This window comes from Kitasatospora sp. A2-31, from assembly GCF_022288725.1.
Taxonomy (GTDB): domain Bacteria; phylum Actinomycetota; class Actinomycetes; order Streptomycetales; family Streptomycetaceae; genus Kitasatospora.
Window position 1 is genome coordinate 378,541 of the sequence record NZ_JAKNTA010000003.1, and the last position, 17,716, is coordinate 396,256.

General features: G+C 73.8%; 13 protein-coding genes. 12 read left to right on the plus strand and 1 reads right to left on the minus strand.

All coding sequences use genetic code 11. The features are described from left to right. The first annotated feature begins 176 nt into the window (after positions 1-176). A complete protein-coding gene (locus tag MCM47_RS10480; protein WP_374209117.1) occupies positions 177-953 on the plus strand; it encodes a response regulator transcription factor in 777 nt (258 codons plus the stop codon). Positions 954-965: 12 nt separating this feature from the next. After that, entirely contained in the window at positions 966-2,465 is a 1,500-nt protein-coding gene (locus MCM47_RS10485; RefSeq protein WP_238860652.1) for a cell wall metabolism sensor histidine kinase WalK, read from the plus strand. Between the two features lie 80 nt (positions 2,466-2,545). On the opposite strand, the gene MCM47_RS10490 is transcribed toward MCM47_RS10485, so the two are convergent. After that, positions 2,546-3,211: a helix-turn-helix transcriptional regulator gene (locus MCM47_RS10490; protein WP_238860654.1), complete on the minus strand. Its 666-nt coding sequence runs from the start codon at positions 3,209-3,211 to the stop codon at positions 2,546-2,548. A 57-nt stretch (positions 3,212-3,268) separates the two neighbouring features. On the opposite strand from MCM47_RS10490, the gene MCM47_RS10495 reads away from it, so the two are divergent. From MCM47_RS10495 to MCM47_RS10540, 10 genes are all read left to right on the plus strand, one after another. Continuing rightward, positions 3,269-4,156 carry an oxidoreductase gene (locus MCM47_RS10495; RefSeq protein WP_238860656.1) on the plus strand — a complete coding sequence of 296 codons (888 nt, stop codon included), beginning with the start codon at positions 3,269-3,271 and terminating at the stop codon, positions 4,154-4,156. A gap of 93 nt (positions 4,157-4,249) precedes the next feature. Continuing rightward, positions 4,250-5,611, plus strand: a complete 1,362-nt coding sequence (locus tag MCM47_RS10500) for an oxygenase MpaB family protein (protein WP_238860658.1) — start codon at positions 4,250-4,252, stop codon at positions 5,609-5,611. A 668-nt stretch (positions 5,612-6,279) separates the two neighbouring features. Further along, positions 6,280-7,824, plus strand: coding sequence for a cytochrome ubiquinol oxidase subunit I (locus MCM47_RS10505; protein ID WP_238860660.1), 1,545 nt, complete (start codon positions 6,280-6,282; stop codon positions 7,822-7,824). Between the two features lie 22 nt (positions 7,825-7,846). After that, complete coding sequence (gene cydB, locus MCM47_RS10510) at positions 7,847-8,872, plus strand: cytochrome d ubiquinol oxidase subunit II (protein ID WP_238860662.1); 1,026 nt, start codon at positions 7,847-7,849, stop codon at positions 8,870-8,872. 3 nt (positions 8,873-8,875) lie between these two features. Then, positions 8,876-12,442, plus strand: a complete 3,567-nt coding sequence (cydD, locus tag MCM47_RS10515) for a thiol reductant ABC exporter subunit CydD (RefSeq protein WP_238860664.1) — start codon at positions 8,876-8,878, stop codon at positions 12,440-12,442. Between the two features lie 102 nt (positions 12,443-12,544). Then, on the plus strand, positions 12,545-14,356 hold the full coding sequence (locus MCM47_RS10520) for a GAF domain-containing protein (protein ID WP_238860666.1): 1,812 nt from the start codon (positions 12,545-12,547) through the stop codon (positions 14,354-14,356). A gap of 375 nt (positions 14,357-14,731) precedes the next feature. After that, positions 14,732-15,031, plus strand: coding sequence for a hypothetical protein (locus MCM47_RS43215; protein ID WP_238860667.1), 300 nt, complete (start codon positions 14,732-14,734; stop codon positions 15,029-15,031). After that, complete coding sequence (locus MCM47_RS10530; RefSeq protein WP_238860669.1) at positions 15,018-15,419, plus strand: hypothetical protein; 402 nt, start codon at positions 15,018-15,020, stop codon at positions 15,417-15,419. The genes MCM47_RS43215 and MCM47_RS10530 overlap by 14 nt, the downstream gene beginning before the upstream one ends. A gap of 411 nt (positions 15,420-15,830) precedes the next feature. Next, complete coding sequence (locus MCM47_RS10535; protein WP_238860672.1) at positions 15,831-16,862, plus strand: PstS family phosphate ABC transporter substrate-binding protein; 1,032 nt, start codon at positions 15,831-15,833, stop codon at positions 16,860-16,862. 132 nt (positions 16,863-16,994) lie between these two features. Then, a complete protein-coding gene (locus tag MCM47_RS10540; RefSeq protein ID WP_238860674.1) occupies positions 16,995-17,588 on the plus strand; it encodes a hypothetical protein in 594 nt (197 codons plus the stop codon). Positions 17,589-17,716 lie beyond the last annotated feature (128 nt).

A 17,716-nucleotide genomic window follows, 5' to 3' on the forward strand; every position in this document is an offset into this window, starting at 1 on the left:
TCCCGGAACCGCCGCCCGTGCGCACACCACCGAACCGGTCCCGGCGGGCTCGTTCGCGCAAAACCGCCCGATAAGGTGTTAATCCAACATTCATCGATGGCGCATAGCCTCTGCGGGCTAGCCTCAAGCTGAATGCCATCGTCCGACCGGGAGGCGGAACCGCCGTGCAAGGCACTGTGTCCACACCAGGCAGCTCCGCGGTGGCCGGCGGCCCGGGGGAGGCGTTCCTCCTCGTCGTCGACGACGAACCCAACATCCGCGAGCTGCTCTCCGCCTCGCTGCGCTTCTCCGGCTTCCGGGTCGCCTCCGCCGCCACCGGCGCCGAGGCGCTCGAACTCATCGCGGCCGACCGCCCCGACCTGGTCGTCCTCGACGTGATGCTGCCCGACCTCGACGGCTTCACCGTGGTCGAGCGGTTGCGCGAGCAGACCAGCCGCGGCCAGATCGCCGGCTCGGCGCACGGCCACTCCGGCGACCACCTCCCGGTGCTCTTCCTGACCGCCAAGGACGGCGTCGGCGACAAGGTCCAGGGCCTCGCGGCCGGAGCGGACGACTACGTCACCAAGCCGTTCAGCCTGGAGGAGCTGATCGCCCGGATCCGCGCCATCCTGCGCCGGGCGGGCGGCCCCGCCGAGGACGGCCGGCTGGTCGTCGGCGACCTCACCCTCGACCCGATCGCGCACGAGGTCACCCGCGGCGCCACCCCGGTCTCGCTCTCCCCCACCGAGTTCAAGCTGCTGCACTACCTGATGGCCAACGTCGGCCGCGTGGTGTCCAAGGCGCAGATCCTCGACCACGTGTGGGCGTACGACTTCGGCGGCGACCTCTCCATCGTCGAGTCCTACATCTCCTACCTGCGCCGCAAGCTCGACTCCGGCCCGGCCCACGGCCCCAAGCTGATCCACACCGTGCGCGGGATCGGCTACGCCCTGCGCCGACCGCCGCAGAACTGACGGACCGCCCCGATGCTCACCCGGCTGTCGTTGCGCGCCCGGCTGCTCGTGCTCGCGCTCGCCCTGGTCACCACCGGGCTCGCGGTCAGCGACACCGTGGTGCTCGGCACCGTCCGCATGCAACTGGTGCAGCGGCTCGACGAGCAGCTGCAGCGCTTCGGCGAGCCGCTGTCGAAGCGCGCCCCGGGCCGGACCACCTGGCCCGAGAGCAGGCAGCCGTCGGTCACCGGCAAGCGCGGCGCCGCCCCCAACTACCTGGCGGCGCTGCCCAGCCAGTACCTGGTGCAGTACCTCTCGGCGGACGGCCGGGTGCAGCAGGTCGTCCGCCAGCCGGTCTCCGAGAACGACCCGACACCCCAGCTGGCCGGGCTCGACCCGGCCGGCACCGCCCCCGACACCCCCTTCGACCTGCCCGACCAGCGCGGCCGCAACTCCTGGCGGGTGGTGGTCCTGCCGCTCCAGCGGCCGGCCGCCCCGCCCAGCGCCTTCGCCACCCCGGCACCCACCGCGGCGTACCTGATGGTGGCCGTCTCGCGCGAGGACATCGACGCCACGGTGGCCCGGCTGCGCACCTCGTTCCTGGCGATCGGCGGCGCGGTGCTGGTGCTGATCGCGGCGCTCGGCTTCTTCGCCGTCCGGGCCGGGCTGCGGCCGCTGCGCCGGATCGAGGAGGGGGCCGAGCTGATCGCCTCCGGCGATCTCTCGCACCGGATGCCGGCGCTCCCGCCGCGCACCGAGGTCGGCCGGCTCTCGATCGCGCTGAACGGCATGCTCACCCAGATCGAGGCCGCGTTCGCCGCCCGGGCCGAGTCCGAGGCGCGGATGCGGCGGTTCGTCGCCGACGCCTCGCACGAGCTGCGGACCCCGCTGGCCGGCATCCGCGGCTTCGCCGAGCTGTACCGGATGGGCGCGCTGCCCACCGAGGCGGACGTCCGGCGGACGATGGTCCGGATCGAGAACGAGGCCGTCCGGATGGGCGCCCTGGTCGAGGACCTGCTGGTGCTCGCCCGGCTCGACGAGGAGCGCCCGCTCGACGTCGCCCCGATGGACCTGCGCACCCTCGCCGCGGACGCGCTGCACGACCTCGTCGCGCTGGACCCGTCCCGCCCGGTCGCCCTCACCGGCCCGGCCGGCGACGGCTCGCCCGGCCCGGCGCCGGTCCTCGGGGACGAGGCGCGCCTGCGCCAGGTGGTCACCAACCTGGTCGGCAACGCGGTCAAGCACACCCCGCCCGGAACCGCGGTGCGGATCGGCGTCGGCACCGACCCGGACGGCCTCTGCCTGCTGGAGGTCGCCGACTCCGGTCCGGGACTCACCGCCGAGCAGGCGGCCCTGGTCTTCCACCGCTTCTACCGCGTCGACGCCTCGCGCAGCCGTCACGACGGCGGCGGGGCGGGCCTGGGCCTCGCCATCGCGACCGCCCTCACCCACGCCCACGGCGGGACCCTCACCCTCCACACCGCTCCCGGCCGGGGGGCCACCTTCCGCCTGGAGCTGCCCCGCCAGCGCTGATCCGAGGCCCGACGGAGCGTCAGTACCGTTTTCCATTCCGGGCAAATCTGCGCCGACGGCCCGGGCCCGGTGCCACGGGTTCAGCGCGGGCCGTCGGGCTGGAAGTCCCGGGCGAGGAGGCCGGCCTGGAAGCGGGAGTTGGCGCCGAGCGTGGCCATCAGCTCGGCGACCCGGCGGCGGTAGGTCCGCAGGGAGAGGCCGAGCAGCCTGGCCCCGGTCTCGTCGGTGTGCCCGGCGGCGAGGGCCTGGAGGATCTGCCGGGCCTGGTCGGTGAGGAGCGGCGGGGCCGCGGTGCAGTCGGCGAGGTCGGTGGCCGTCTCCCAGGCGGCGCGGAAGAGCGAGCGCACGCCGTCGACCACCTCCGGTGTCCGGACCACGGTGAAGGCGCGCACGCCGCGGACCGGGGCGCCGGCGAGGATCGCGGTGCGCCGGTCGATGATGATCGCCTCGCGGGCGAGCGGCCCGTCGGAGATCCGGACCTCGATGCCGGAGGCGGCGATCCGCAGCAACCGCCGGTGCGACTCCGGGTCGGCGAGCGCGCGCCGGGTGTAGAGCTTGCGCATCGTGAGGCCGGGTACGACGTGGGGGCGCTTGCCCTCGCGGAACGCGGCGTTGACCCCGGTCGACCAGGTCATCAGGTCGGCGGCGGCGACCAGGAACTCCTCGCGCGAGGCGACGAACAGGTGGCCGACCCGCTGGACGAGCTCCTGTTCTCCGTGCAGGGTGATGATCTGATCGGTACTCATGGCAGCAAAATGCCAGATCGGCGAAGGGGTTGGCGAGCCCGTCGGAGGCTTGATGCCATGACGATCTCACCTCATGTCACCGCGTCCGGCTCCCTCCTCCTCGGTGGCGATCTCCCGGTGTCCCGGATGGGCTTCGGGGCGATGAAGCTGCCGATGCGGGACTGGCACGGCCCGGCCTGCGACCCCGAGCAGAGCCGTGCGGTGCTGCGCCGCGCCGTGGAGCTCGGCATCGACCACATCGACACGGCCTGGTTCTACTTCTACGAGGACGTCTTCGCCAACGTCCTGATCCGTGAGGCCCTCCACCCGTACCCGGAGAACCTGGTGATCGCGACCAAGGTCGGTCCGGGCCGCTTCCCCGACGGCACCTGGATGAACCCGGCCGACCGGACCGGGCTGCGCGAGGCCGTCCACCGCAACCTGCGCGAGCTGGCCGTGGACCGGCTCGACCTCGTCTACCTGCGGCGGATGCCCAGTCAGAGCTCGATCGCCGAACCCTTCGCCGCGCTGGCCGAGCTGCGCGAGGAGGGGCTGATCCGGCACCTCGGCGTCAGCAACGTCGACGCGGCCCAGCTCGCCGAGGCGGAGGAGATCGCCCCGGTGGTCGCGGTGCAGAACAAGTTCAGCGTGCTGGAGCACGGCGCCGCCGACGCGGCGCTGGTCGAGGACTGTGCGGACCGCGGCATCGGCTTCGTGCCCTTCTACCCGCTGGGCGGCACGGGCGTGCCGGACCACCCGGTGCTCAGGGCGGTGGCCGGGCGGCACGGCGCCACCCGCGCCCAGGTGATGCTGGCCTGGCTGCTGGCCGCCGCCCCGACCGTCCTGGCGATCCCGGGCACCTCCTCCCCGGCGCACCTCGAGGAGAACGTGGCCGCCGCCTCGGTCGAGCTCCGCGAGGAGGACCTCGCGGAGCTCGGTGCCGTCGCCCGGGAGCTCGCAAAGTAGGACGATCACACTGATTCCGGCGGTGTTTCCGTCACCGACCCGCGGGGGAGGCCGGAGGCGGAGCACAGTGGACTCGAGGGGATGCGGATGCCGGTGTCGTCCAGGCGGAGTGCCTCCTTCCGGCGCGACCTCAGCGAGTGGCGGGTCGGGCTGGTCGCCTGGCGGCTGCTGGTGCTGCAGGCCTCCCACCCGGTGGTCGCGGCGGGGATGGACGAGCACTCCACCTACCGCGGCCACCCGTGGCGCCGGATCGAGCACACGCTCGGCAGCGGCCGGCGGCTCTTCCAGGCCGACGAGGAGGCACTGCACCGCGAGGTCGAGCGCCTCGCCCGGGCCCACCGGCGGATCCGCGGCACCGCGCCGGACGGCCGGACGTACGACGCGCACGACCCGGGCACCCGGGCCTGGGTGCTGCTCACCCTGTTCGAAGCGGTCGTGGCCATGCGCCGGTTGGGCGGCGACCGCTACACCAGCGCCGAACTGGAGGCGGTCTACGGGGAGTTCCAGGAGATCGCGGCCGTGTTCGGCCTCCCCGAGGACGCGGTGCCGAAGAGTGCCGCCGAACTGCCCCGCTACTTCGACCGGATGGTGCGCGAGGAGCTGGAGTTCACCGGTTCGGCGCGCTACCTGCTGTACGAGATCCTGCGCGAGGCGCCGCGGCCGCGCCGGCTCCGGTGGCTGGGGCCGGTCGGCTGGCGGCTGGTCCGGGCGGTCGCGGCCCGGGCGATCACCGCCCTCACCGTCGCCGACCTGCCGCCCGGCTACCGCGAGCGCTTCGGCCTGGCCCCCACCCGGCGGGCGGCCGTGCTCTCCGCGCTGCTGCACCGCGGCGGCCGGGCGGTGGCGACCCGGCTGCCGGACCACCTCCGCTACCGGTCGCCCGACCGTCGGCCCACCGTGCGCCGGCCGCCCCGGCACGACACCCGGCGTCCGCGGGTGGACCGGTTCTTCCACGAGGTCCTGGACCAGACCGGGGACGGACACGTCACCGCCCGCGACCTCCAGGCCATGGCGCACAACGTCTGCTGGCAGCTGGAGCTGTCCGACGACGGCGAGGCCGCGGTGTACGCCGGCTTCGAGGCCTGGTGGGAGCAGCTCCGCTCGACCATGGACACCGACGGCGACGGACGGGTCGACCGGGCCGAGTTCGTCGCCGCCACCCTGGCGGGCTGCGACCGGGACCCCGATTACCTGGAAGCCGGTCTGCTCCGTGCGCTGCGCGCCGTCTTCACGGCCGCCGACACGGACGGCAGCGGCTACCTGGACGTCGACGAGTACCGGGCGGTGTTCGGCGGCCGTCGCGTCCACCCCGCCGAACTCGCCCACGGGTTCCGGCAGCTGGACTCGGACGGGGACGGCCGCATCACCGAGCGGGAGTTCCTGGCCGGCTTCGTGGAGTACTTCACGGCCCGGAGCCCGTCCGCGGCCGGCACCCACCTCCTCGGCCGCCCGTGACGCCCCCGCCGGGGCGGCGGGGGGCCGGAAGCCGAGCGGGTGCCCGGCCCGGCCGCGCGCCGACGTCCGGCTCGCCGCGGCCGCGGTACCCCGAGGATCCGGTCCGATCCCGGCCGGTGGTCCCCGCCCGCCCGGCTGCCGCCGAGCACCACCCCGGCCACGCCCGGTGCCCGCGCGAACCCCGGCCCTCTCCCCGCTGATCGTTCGCCTGCCCTGCCCTGCCCTGCCCGGCCGGCCGGGCAAGGCACGGAGATCATCACGCCCCCGTACGGCACCCGCCCGCCGGCGCCCCGGGCCCTCGCCCCGGCGTGACCGGACCGTCGCGCCAGTCGGCCTGCGCGGCCGACCGTAGGACGGTTTGGCGGATCCGGCTGCTGTCAAGCGCCGGATTGGCCAAGATCATCCCCCGGTTCGCCCGGCCGCTCGTTGTGGGTGCCGGGGCGACTTCGCAGACTGTGCGCACGGCATCGCTGCCGGTCAGCGGCCGGTTCAGTCCCACCCCGCCCGCAATCCACCCGTAAGCATGATGGATACTGGCCCTTGTGAACGTGTTCACGTTCACAAGCGGACAAGCTTGCGCTGATGAGCAGCGGTCTACGGCTAGAGATGACGTTTCTGAAGTTTGTCCGGTAAGTGACCTTCACCAGGTCGGTTGGAGAGAGGGCGACGTGGAACTGGCAATCGCTCACGAGACCATCGCGCGATGGCAATTCGGCATCACCACCGTCTACCACTTCCTCTTCGTCCCGCTCACCATCAGCCTGGCCGCCGTCGTGGCCGGACTGGAGACCGCCTGGGTGCGGACGAACAAGGAGAAGTACTTCCACGCCACCAAGTTCTGGGGCAAGCTCTTCCTGATCAACATCGCGATGGGCGTCGTCACCGGCATCGTCCAGGAGTTCCAGTTCGGCATGAACTGGTCCGACTACTCCCGGTTCGTCGGCGACGTCTTCGGCGCCCCGCTCGCGATGGAGGCGCTGATCGCCTTCTTCTTCGAGTCGACCTTCATCGGCCTGTGGATCTTCGGCTGGGACAAGCTGCCGAAGAAGCTGCACTGCGCCTGCATCTGGATGGTCGCGCTCGGCACCGTGCTCTCCGCCTACTTCATCCTGGCGGCGAACTCGTGGATGCAGCACCCGGTCGGCTACACCGTCGACCCGGCCACCGGGAAGGCGCAGCTCACCGACATCACCCGGGTCCTGTTCCAGGACACCACCGTGACCGTCGTCCTGCACACCCTGACCGCCGCCTTCCTCACCGGTGCCGCCTTCATGGTCGGCATCGCCTCCTTCCACCTCTGGAAGGCCAAGCGCCGGCCCGACGGCGCGGACCCGCAGAAGGTCGCCGTGATGCGCACCTCGCTCCGGGTCGGCCTCGTCCTCGCGGTCGTCTTCGGCCTGGGCACCGCGCTCAGCGGCGACTCGCTGGCCAAGGTGATGTTCCGCCAGCAGCCGATGAAGATGGCAGCGGCCGAGGCCCTGTGGGACACCCAGGCACCCGCGCCGTTCTCGGTCTTCGCCGTCGGTGACGTCGGCAAGGGCCACAACTCGGTGGAGCTGGAGATCCCGGGGATACTCTCCTTCCTCGCCAACAGCGACTTCAGCTCGTCCGTCCCCGGCATCAACGACACCGCCGACGCCGAGGCCGCCGCGTTCGGCGGCGACCCGAAGGACTACATCCCGAACATCTTCGTGACCTACTGGGGCTTCCGCCTCATGATCGGCTTCGGGATGACCTCCTTCACGGCCGGCCTGGTCGGCCTCTGGACCACCCGGAGGAAGTGGTTCCTGGCCCCCGGGTTCCGCACCGGCGACACCGAGGTGCCGCGGCTGATGCTGACCCCCGGCCGTGAGCTCGGCCCCTTCCTCACCAGGTGGAGCTGGCGGATCGGGATCCTCACCATGGGCTTCCCGCTGATCGCCAACAGCTTCGGCTGGGTCTTCACCGAGATGGGCCGCCAGCCGTGGGCCGTCTTCGGGCTGATGACCACCGCGAGCGCCGTCTCGCCGAACGTGGGCGTGGGCACCCAGATCGGCGCGCTGGCCACCTTCACCGCGCTGTACGCCGTCCTCGCCGTCATCGAGGTCCGGCTGCTGGTGAAGTACGCCAAGGCCGGCCCGGTCACGTCCGAGCGACCGCCGGCCGTCGACCCGTCACTGCGCGGCCCGTCCGAGGGCGACGACGCCGACAAGCCCCTCGCCTTCGCCTACTGACGACGGATAGGACCGATCGACCATGCAACTCCACGACGTCTGGTTCGTCCTGATCGCCGTCCTCTGGATCGGCTACTTCTTCCTGGAGGGCTTCGACTTCGGCATCGGCATCCTCACCAAGCCGCTGGCCCGCGACACCGCCGAGCGGCGCGTCCTGATCAACACCATCGGTCCGGTCTGGGACGGCAACGAGGTCTGGCTGCTCACCGCCGGCGGCGCCACCTTCGCGGCCTTCCCGGACTGGTACGCGACGCTGTTCAGCGGCTTCTACGTCCCGCTGCTGCTGATCCTGGTCTGCCTGATCGTGCGCGGCGTCGCCTTCGAGTACCGGGCCAAGCGCCCGGAGCCGCGCTGGCAGCGGAACTGGGAGGAGGCCGTCTTCTGGACGTCACTGATCCCGGCCTTCCTCTGGGGCGTGGCCTTCGCCAACATCGTCCGCGGCGTCGCCATCGACGCGCAGAAGAACTACGTCGGCAGCTTCTGGGACCTGCTCAACCCCTACGCCCTGCTGGGCGGTCTGGTCACCCTGAGCCTCTTCACCTTCCACGGCGCGGTCTTCGCCGCGCTCAAGACGGTCGGCGACATCCGGGAGCGGGCGCGCGCCACGGCGCTCCGGCTCGGCCTGGTGACGGCCGTACTGGCGGCGGTCTTCCTGCTCTGGACCCAGGCCGACAACGGCAACGGCCGGAGCCTGGTGGCGCTGGTGCTGGCCGTCCTCGCGCTGGCCGGTTCGCTGGCGGCCACCCGGCTGGGCCGGGAGGGCTGGGCGTTCGTCCTCTCCGGCGCGACCGTCGTGGCCGCGGTCGCGATGCTCTTCCTCGCGCTCTTCCCGGACGTGATGCCGTCGACCCTGAACGACGGCTGGAGCCTGACCGTGGGCAACGCGGCGTCCTCGCCGTACACGCTGAAGCTGATGACGATCGTGGCCGCCGTCTTCACCCCGCTGGTGCTGCTCTACCAGGGCTGGACGTACTGGGTGTTCCGCCGGCGGATCGGTGTCCAGCACATCCCGGGCCACGCCCCGGCCGCCGCGACCGACCAGGGCTGAGCCGTGAAGCCGGTCGACCCCCGCCTGCTCGGGTACGCGCGCACCACCAGGGCCTTCCTGGCCGGATCGGTGCTGCTCGGCGCCGTGAACGCGGCCCTGGTGGTCGCCCAGGCGAGCCTGGTCGCCGAGATCGTGGTCCGCGGTTTCCAGCAGCGGGCCGCGCTCGGCGAACTCACCGCCCCGCTGGTGCTGCTGGCGCTGACGGCGGTGGGGCGCGGGCTGGTCGGCTGGCTCACCGAGCTCGTCGCCCACCGGTCGGTCGCCCGGGTGAAGTCCACCCTGCGGCGCCGCCTGCTCGACCACGCCACCGCGCTCGGCCCGGCCTACCTGGCGGGCCGGCGCACCGGCGAACTCACCACCCTCGCCACCCGCGGCGTCGACGCCCTGGACGACTACTTCGCCCGGTACCTGCCCCAGCTGGCGCTCGCGGTGATCGTCCCGGTCGTCGTGCTGCTGCGGATCCTCGGCGCCGACCTCGCCTCCGCCGCGATCATCGCCGGGACGCTCCCGCTGATCCCGCTCTTCATGGTGCTGATCGGCATGGCCACCCAGTCCCGGATGGACCGGCAGTGGGCCACGCTCTCCCGGCTCTCGCACCACTTCCTGGACGTGGTCGCCGGGCTCCCGACGCTCAAGGTCTTCAACCGGGCCCGGGCCCAGGCCGCGACCGTCGCCCGGATCACCGCCGACTACCGCCGGGCCACCCTGCGCACCCTGCGGATCGCCTTCGTCTCCTCCTTCGCGCTGGAGCTGCTCTCCACGCTCTCGGTGGCGCTGGTCGCCGTCTCGATCGGCTTCCGGCTGGTGGACGGCACGCTGGACCTGGAGACCGGGCTGCTGATCCTGATCCTGGCGCCCGAGGTCTACTTCCCGATCCGCCAGGTCGGCGCGCTCTACCACTCCAGCGTCGAGGGGCTGACAGCCGCCGACGAGCTCTTCCGGGTGCTGGAGACCCCGCTGCCGGAGGCGGGCACCGTGCCGGCGCCCGACCCGGCCGGCGCCACCGTCGAGGCCGCCGGCCTGACCGTCGCCTTCCCCGGCCGGGCGGCGCCCGCGCTGGCCGGCGCCGACCTGACGCTCCGTCCGGGGGAGACGGTCGCGCTCACCGGACCGAGCGGGGCCGGCAAGTCCACCCTGCTCGGCGTCCTGCTCGGGCTCACCGCGCCGGACGCCGGCACCGTGCGGATCACCGCCGCCGACGGCCGGACGTACGACCTGGCCGAGCTGGAGCCGGACGGCTGGCGGTCCCGGATCGCCTGGGTGCCGCAGCACCCGCACCTGTTCGCCGGGACGGTCGCCGACAACGTCCGGCTCTACCGGCCGGACGCCGGGGAGGCGCAGCTGCACGCGGCGCTGCGGGCCGCGCACGCGCTCGACTTCGTGCAGGGGCTGCCGCAGGGGTCCGCGACCGTGCTCGGGGAGGACGGCGCCGGGCTCTCGGCCGGCCAGCGGCAGCGGCTGGCACTGGCCCGGGTGCTGCTCGCCGACGACCGGCCGCTGGTGCTGCTGGACGAGCCGACCGCCAATCTGGACGGCGAGTCGGAGGCGGCCGTGGTGGCGGCCGTCCAGGCGCTGGCGGCCGACCCGCGGCGGACCGTGCTGCTGGTGGCGCACCGGCCCGCGCTGCTCGCGGTCGCCGACCGGCGGGTGCGGCTGGCGGCCCCGGACGCGGTCGGGCCGGTGGCAGCGGGCGGTGCGGCAACGGGCAGTGCGGTGGCGGTGCTCACCCCCAGCGGGCGGCCGGTGCCCGCCCCGGCGGACGCCGACGTCGACCCGGCCGACGATCCGGCCGGGGAACGGGGGGTGAAGCCCCGGCTGGCGCTCTCGGTCCTGCTCGGCGCGCTCGCCCTGGGCTGCGCGGTGGCGCTGATGGCCACCTCCGGCTACCTGATCTCCCGTGCCTCCGAGATGCCGCCCGTGCTCCACCTGATGATGGCCGTCACCTCGGTGCGCGCCTTCGGCATCGGGCGGAGCGTCTTCCGCTACGCCGAACGGCTGGTCTCGCACGACGCCGTACTGCGCAGCCTCGGCGCCCTCCGGGCCGCCGTCCACCGCCGGCTCACCGTGCTCGCCCCGGCCGGGCTGCCCGCCTTCCGGCGCGGGGACCTGCTGTCCCGGCTGGTCGCCGACGTCGACGCGGTGCAGGACCACTACCTGCGCTGGCGGCTGCCGGCCGCCGTGGCCGCCGTGGTGTCCCTGGGTTCCGCCGTCGCGCTGGGCGCCTTCCTGCCGGCCGCCGGCGTGGTGCTCGGCGCCGGCCTGCTGCTCGCCGGGGCGGCGGTGCCCGCGCTGACCGGGCGCTGGTCGGCCGGGGCCGAGCGGCGGCAGGCCCCGGCCCGCGGCCGGCTGGCCACCGCTGTGGTCGACACCTTCACCGGGACGGCGGAGCTCGCCGTCGCCGGGGCGCTGCCCCGCCGGCTGGCCGCCGTCCGCGCCGCCGACGCGGCGCTCACCGGGCTGGCCGCCCGCTCGGCGGCCACCGCGGCGCTCGGCACCGGCCTGATCACCCTGCTCACCGGGCTCACCGTGACGGCCGCCGCGGCGGCCGGCGTCCAGGGCGTCCACAGCGGTGCGCTGGCCCCGGTCTGCCTGGCGGTGGTGGTGCTCACCCCGCTGGCCGCCTTCGAGGCCGTCACCGGGATGCCGCTCGCCGTCCAGGCCCGCCGCCGCAGCCGGGCCGCCGCCGCACGCCTCGACGAAGTGCTGGATGCGCCCGCGCCGGTCATCGAGCCGGCCGAGCCGGCGGCGCTGCCCGAGCAGCCGCTGCCGATCGCGGTGCGCGGCCTGACCGTACGGCACCCGGGGCAGCCGGTGGACGCGCTGGCCGGCGTCGACCTGGACCTCGCCCCCGGGCGGCGGATCGCCGTCGTCGGGCCGTCCGGTTCCGGCAAGACCACGCTCGCCCACGCCCTGCTGCGCTTCCTCGACCCGGTGGCGGGGAGCGTCACGCTCGCCGCCGGCCGTCCACAGGCTGTGGACAGCCGGGAGCTGGCGGGGGACGACGTCCGCCGGGTGATCGGACTCTGCGCGCAGGACGCCCACGTCTTCGACAGCTCGCTGCGGGAGAACCTGCGCCTGGCCCGGCCCGGCGCCGACGAGGCGCAGCTGCGTGCCGCGCTGGCCGCCGCCCGCCTGCTGGACTGGACCGACACCCTCCCGGCAGGGCTGGACACCATGGTCGGCGAGCACGGCGCCCGGCTCTCCGGCGGCCAGCGCCGACGGCTCGCGCTGGCCCGGGCCCTGCTGGCCGACTTCCCGGTGCTCGTGCTGGACGAGCCGGCCGAGCACCTCGACCTGCCGACGGCCGATGCGCTCACCGCCGACCTGCTGGCCGCCACGGCCGGCCGGACCACCGTCCTGATCACCCACCGGCTGGCCGGTCTGGACGACGCCACGGTCGACGAGGTGCTGGTCCTGGACGGCGGCCGGGTGGTCGAGCGTGGCCGGTGGTCCGCGCTGGTCGCGGAGCCGGGCGGCCGGCTGCGGGCGATGTGGGAGCGCGAGCGGGAGGCGGACGGGTTCGCGCCGGCCGGTGCGGGGGAGGCGGCGCCGGTGCCGGCCGGGCGCTGAGTCCGACCGGCGGCACCGCTCCTGCAGCGCCGCGCCGACCGTGCACGCCGCCGTCCGACGCGCCGCTCTTCGGTCGAAAACCGTACAAACTACGCTCGTCTCATGGACCCCACGACCGACCCGGCCGGCGCCGCTCCGGACCCGACTCCCCATCGGGTGCCCGAGATCTCCTCGCTCGGGCTGGACACCCTGGTCACCGAGGTGGCGGAGCGGCTGCAGTCCGCGGCCGCCGTCACCGACCGGATGCAGCGGCTGCTGGAGGCGGTGGTCTCGGTCGGCTCCGGGCTCGACCTGCACGCCACGCTGCACCGGATCGCCTCCGGTGCGGCCGAGCTGGTCGACGCCCGGTACGCCGCCCTCGGCGTGATCGCGCCGGGCGGCCACGGCCTGGCCGACTTCATCCACGTCGGGGTCGACGACGAGACCGCCGCCGAGATCGGCGAGCTGCCGGCCGGCCGGGGCATCCTCGGCGCGCTGATCGACCGGCCCGAGCCGCTGCGGCTCGCCGAGCTCGGTGCCGACCCGCGCTCCTCCGGGTTCCCGCCGCACCACCCGCAGATGCGCACCTTCCTCGGCGAGCCGATCCGGATCCGCGACGAGGTCTTCGGCAACCTCTACCTCACCGAGAAGAAGGGCGGCGGCGCCTTCACCCCCGAGGACGAGCAGGTGGTGCACGCGCTCGCCGCCGCGGCCGGCGTCGCGATCGAGAACTCCCGGCTGTACGAGGAGGGCCGGCGTCGCGAGCGCTGGATCGCCGGCGCGGCGGCCGTCACCACGGCGCTGCTCTCCACCGACGGGGCGCAGGTCGCCCTGACCATCGCGGCGGAGCAGGTCCGGGAGCTGGCGGACGCCGCGCTCGGCATGATCCTGCTGCCGACCGGTGACGGCGACGGCGACGGGCGCGGGCAGATGCGGGTGGCCCACGCCTCCGGCGAGGCGGCCGAGTTCGTCCGGGGCGAGCTGCTGCCGAAGGACAGCTTCGCCGCGCGGCTGCTGCAGGGCGAGAGCGTCCACCTGGACGACATGTCGAGCGACCCGACCGTGGTGATGCGGCTGGCCCGCAGCTTCGGTCCGTCGATGGCGGTCCCGATGGTCGCCGCCGGGCGGGTGCTGGGCGGGCTCAGCGTCTGGCGTGCGCGCGGGGCGGTGGCGTTCACCGACGCGGAGAAGCAGCTCGCCGAGACCTTCGCCTCCCAGGCCGCACTGGCCCTCCGGCTGGCCGAGGGTCAGCGGGACCAGCAACGGCTGGCCGTCTTCCAGGACCGCGACCGGATCGCCCGGGACCTCCACGACCTGGTGATCCAGCGGTTGTTCGCGACGGGGATGATGCTGGAGAGCGCGGCCCGGCGCGCCGTCGTGCCCGAGGTGAAGGTGGGCATCGGCAAGGCGGTGGACGAGCTGGACGCCACCATCCAGGAGGTCCGCACCACCATCTACGCCCTCCAGCACGACAACCACGGCGATGCGCCGGACACCCTGCGGACCAGGGTGCTGCGCGAGGGGAGCCAGGCCGCGGCGGCGCTCGGCTTCAAGCCCTCGGTGTCCTTCATCGGCCCGGTCGAGAGCATGGTCGGCGAGAAGACCGGCCGCCAACTCCTGGCCGCGCTGAGGGAGATGCTCTCCAACACGGCCCGGCATGCGCGGGCCTCGCGGGTCGGCGTGGAGGTCGACGCGACCGTCCACCTGGACGACGTGGGCCGCCCGGTCGGCGGCGACCCGGAGTCGCTGGACCGCGGTGGCCGGCCGGGAGTGCTGCTCACCGTGACGGACGACGGCGTCGGCATCCCGCCGGACGGCCGGCGCAGCGGCCTGAGCAACCTGACCCGGCGCGCCGAGGTGCTCGGCGGTGACGCGTGGCACGAGCCGGGGCCGTACGGGAAGGGCACGATGGTGCGCTGGACGGCCCGGCTCTGAGTCGGTCGGGCGCCCGGCTCCGAGCCGGTCCGCGGGGGGCTTGCGAGGACTCGGCGGACCCCTGGGGCTCGCACCTTCTCGAACGGATGGTGACGGAGTGGGGCGCAAGAGGGGTGAGTGGTGTGCAGTCGGTGAATGTTTAACGAGAGAGAACTTCGCGGCCAACGGAGCAAGTTGTGCATTTCCCGCCCTTCCGGCGCGCTCGTGTGCACACATAGCTTTACTCCCGTCTCGGAGAGGTACCGGACTGGGGGGACAGTGGACGCGTCGGGCCGCGGTCACGCCGCAGCAGGGGCAGGTCGAGGGGGGTTCCGGGCCGAACGGGCGCCGGACGGGCGCTACCGCTGGCAGCTCAAGGCGCCCAACGGCCGCGTGGTGGCGATCACTCCGGCCGCGTACGAGACGGCCGGCGAGGCCGAGCGCGGCTTCGACGGCCTACGCGCCGGCGCCGACACCCTGGTCGCCCGGATCACGCACGTCCGGGACGGCATCGGCTGGATCTGGGTCGTCCCCGGCTCGCGCACCCTCCCCGAGGTGCGCTCCAGCCGCGCGTACGAGCGGTACGCGACCTGCCAGAACGCCTTCCGGCGGTTCGTGGTGCTGCTGGCGAAGCAGCCGGCTCTCGAACTCCCGGACCGCTCGTCGCCGTCGAGACGCTCCGATGCCGCCCGCTGAGCGCCGGGGCCCCCGTCTGCTGATCCTCCCCGCCGCCGACCGCTGCGTCGGCTGGGCCCTGCGCGCCGCCAACGGCCGGCAGCTCGGAGCGGGCGTCCGCACCTACCGCAGCGAGGACGAACTCGCCGAGGCGGTCCGCGAGTTGATCATCGAACGGGCGGCCCTGCGGTGCACCGTGGGACAGTCCGATGGGCGCCTGTGGGTGTGGACCGCGCACCTGCCCGTGCGCAGTACCCGCCCGGGCGCCGGTGAGGCCGTCCCGGTGGCCCGCAGCGCCCGCGGATACCTCCGGCGCGACCAGTGCCAGGCCGCCGTGGAGGCGTTCCTGACCGGTCTCCAGTGGATCGGGCAGGAGCTGCGGCGCAGCGGCGGCCGCCGGCCCTGGTGACCCGGTCCGCACCGCAACCGCACCCGCTCCATACCGCAACCCCTCCGTACCGCGACCGCACCGCCTCGCACCCCCCTGCGGGCATCCGCGGCCGCCCGGCCGCCCTTCCCTCCTCCCCGGTGAAGCGCAGGTTTCCGGCAACACCCCGAGCCGCCACCTGGAGAAGAACGTCACCGGCCTCCGACCTGCGGATTTCCCAGCCGCCGCGGCTGCCCTGACCAGTCACTAAACCTCTCCGAACCGATGAGTCGACATTCGCCGGCGGCCGCTCACCGCACTTCCGGCGCAACCGCCGCGGCGGACAGGATCAGCTCTGCCGGAGCGGCCGCCGCGGACGCGGTCACCGGCCCCGGGCCCCGACCAGGGCGCGGGTACAGCGATGCACGTCTCTCCCACCGGAGGAACAGGAACATGCGCAAGACCGCTGCCAAGCTGCTCGCCGTTGCCGCCATCGCCACTTCGGTCGCCACCGTCGCCGCCGGCACCGCCGTCGCCGACCCGGCCGTCACCCCGGCCGCCGCCGACATCGTCAGCGTGGGCTCCGACACGACCCAGGCCGTGTCGACCCAGTTCTCCGCCGACTACAACGCGTACCTGACCAGCATCGGCGACACCACCTCGCCGCGGTACTACAGCTGGGACGCGACCGGTTCCGCCACCATCACCCCGAAGTCCGGCGCCTCCGCCATCACCCGTCCGAACGGCTCGGGCGCCGGCATCACCGAGCTGAACACGGCCGGCTCCAAGGTCGACGTCGCCCGCTCCTCGCGTGCCCCGAAGGCGACCGACCCGGCCTCCGACATCTTCGTCGCGTTCGCCAAGGACGCGGTGACCTGGTCGGCCAACAACGGCGGCCACGCGCCGGCCAGCCTGACCGCCGCCCAGCTCAAGGGCATCTACGACTGCTCCGTCACCAACTGGACGCAGATCAGCGCCACCCTGCCGAACGCCACCATCAAGCCGTGGCTGCCGCAGGCCAACTCCGGCACCCGCGCCTTCTTCCTGACCGCGATCGGCAACCCGACCGTGGGCAGCTGCGTCCAGGACGGCCCGGAGGAGAACGAGGGCGTCGACTCCCGCCTGACCGGCGCCGACGTCGTCTACCCGTACTCGGTCGCGGCCTACCTGAGCCAGACCGTCGGCGGCCACGGCACGGCCACCTCCAACCCGGGCAGCCTGACCCTGCGCAACGTCGGCACCCTGGTGCCGGTCAACACCACCACCAACACCATCAACGCGCCGTTCGCCGCCTCCGCGTTCGGCCGCGTGGTCTACAACGTGGTCCGCAACGCCGAGTGGACCGCGACCGACGCGCACGGCGCCGCGCTGCGCAACATCTTCGGCCCCTCGGGCTGGATCTGCACCAACGGCAGCAACGACATCAAGAGCTACGGCTTCCTGCCGCTCTCGGCTGCCGCCTGCGGCACCACCACCCACAGCTGATCTCCGGCTGGTCACGCCGCACCACCCGGCGGCCACGGGCTCCGGCCCGTGGCCGCCGGCCACATCCGCGCGCGCCGCGCCAGCCGCTCTCGGCACCACGCACGACCTCTCACCCCTCCCAAGGAGTTCAGCATGTCCCGTACCCGCGCCTGCCTCGCCGCCGCCGGTGCCGCCGCCGTCCTCGCCGTGACCGGCCTGAGCGGTGCGGCCGCCGCCGACACCGCCCCGGTGGCGCCGACCGGCAGCGCTGTGGTGCACGAGAGCACCGCGTTCCTCAAGGACGCGGCCCTCAGCGGTGTGGTGGTCATCCCGCTGCCGGCCGCCACGCCGTCGTACGACGGCACCACCGGCTTCTCCACCACCTTCCCCGTGACCGGTGGCGACGCCAACCTCCAGGGCTACTACGGCAATGTCGAGCTGGGCGGCAGCCTGCTCTTCATCGACGTCTTCACCGGCAAGAGCGCGCTCTTCAAGCAGCTCGCCTTCAGCGCGGACACGTTCCAGATCACCGGTGTCGCGGCCGACGGTGCCGCTGCGGTGGCGCTGCTCGACCCGGCCGGCATGACGGACATCACCCGCTCCGGCGCGACCCAGAAGGTGACCTCCACCGACCTCAAGGTGGACGCCGAGGGTGCGAAGGTCCTGGACGGCAAGCTGAACACCTCCTTCTTCAAGGGCGGCCAGTCGGTCGGCGACTTCACGCTGACCTTCACCTCCGGCAGCTGAGCGCCCCGGGCGGCCGGCACTGCGGCGGGTCCGTGCGACGGCACGGGCCCGCCGTGCTGTGCGGAAGTCCGCCCCGTCCGTGCGGAGTTCCCAACTCCGTTACGGAGTCGCCACGTTGGGGCCCCGTA

Bases quoted from the DNA above. Each gene is read 5' to 3' on its own strand.
- MCM47_RS10530 (WP_238860669.1), top strand. From the start codon at position 15,018: ATGCCGCCCGCTGAGCGCCGGGGCCCCCGTCTGCTGATCCTCCCCGCC.
- MCM47_RS10490 (WP_238860654.1), bottom strand. From the start codon at position 3,211: ATGAGTACCGATCAGATCATCACCCTGCACGGAGAACAGGAGCTCGTC.
- cydB (WP_238860662.1), top strand. From the start codon at position 7,847: ATGCAACTCCACGACGTCTGGTTCGTCCTGATCGCCGTCCTCTGGATC.
- MCM47_RS10535 (WP_238860672.1), top strand. From the start codon at position 15,831: ATGCGCAAGACCGCTGCCAAGCTGCTCGCCGTTGCCGCCATCGCCACT.
- MCM47_RS10495 (WP_238860656.1), top strand. From the start codon at position 3,269: ATGACGATCTCACCTCATGTCACCGCGTCCGGCTCCCTCCTCCTCGGT.
- MCM47_RS10540 (WP_238860674.1), top strand. From the start codon at position 16,995: ATGTCCCGTACCCGCGCCTGCCTCGCCGCCGCCGGTGCCGCCGCCGTC.
- MCM47_RS10485 (WP_238860652.1), top strand. From the start codon at position 966: ATGCTCACCCGGCTGTCGTTGCGCGCCCGGCTGCTCGTGCTCGCGCTC.
- MCM47_RS10520 (WP_238860666.1), top strand. From the start codon at position 12,545: ATGGACCCCACGACCGACCCGGCCGGCGCCGCTCCGGACCCGACTCCC.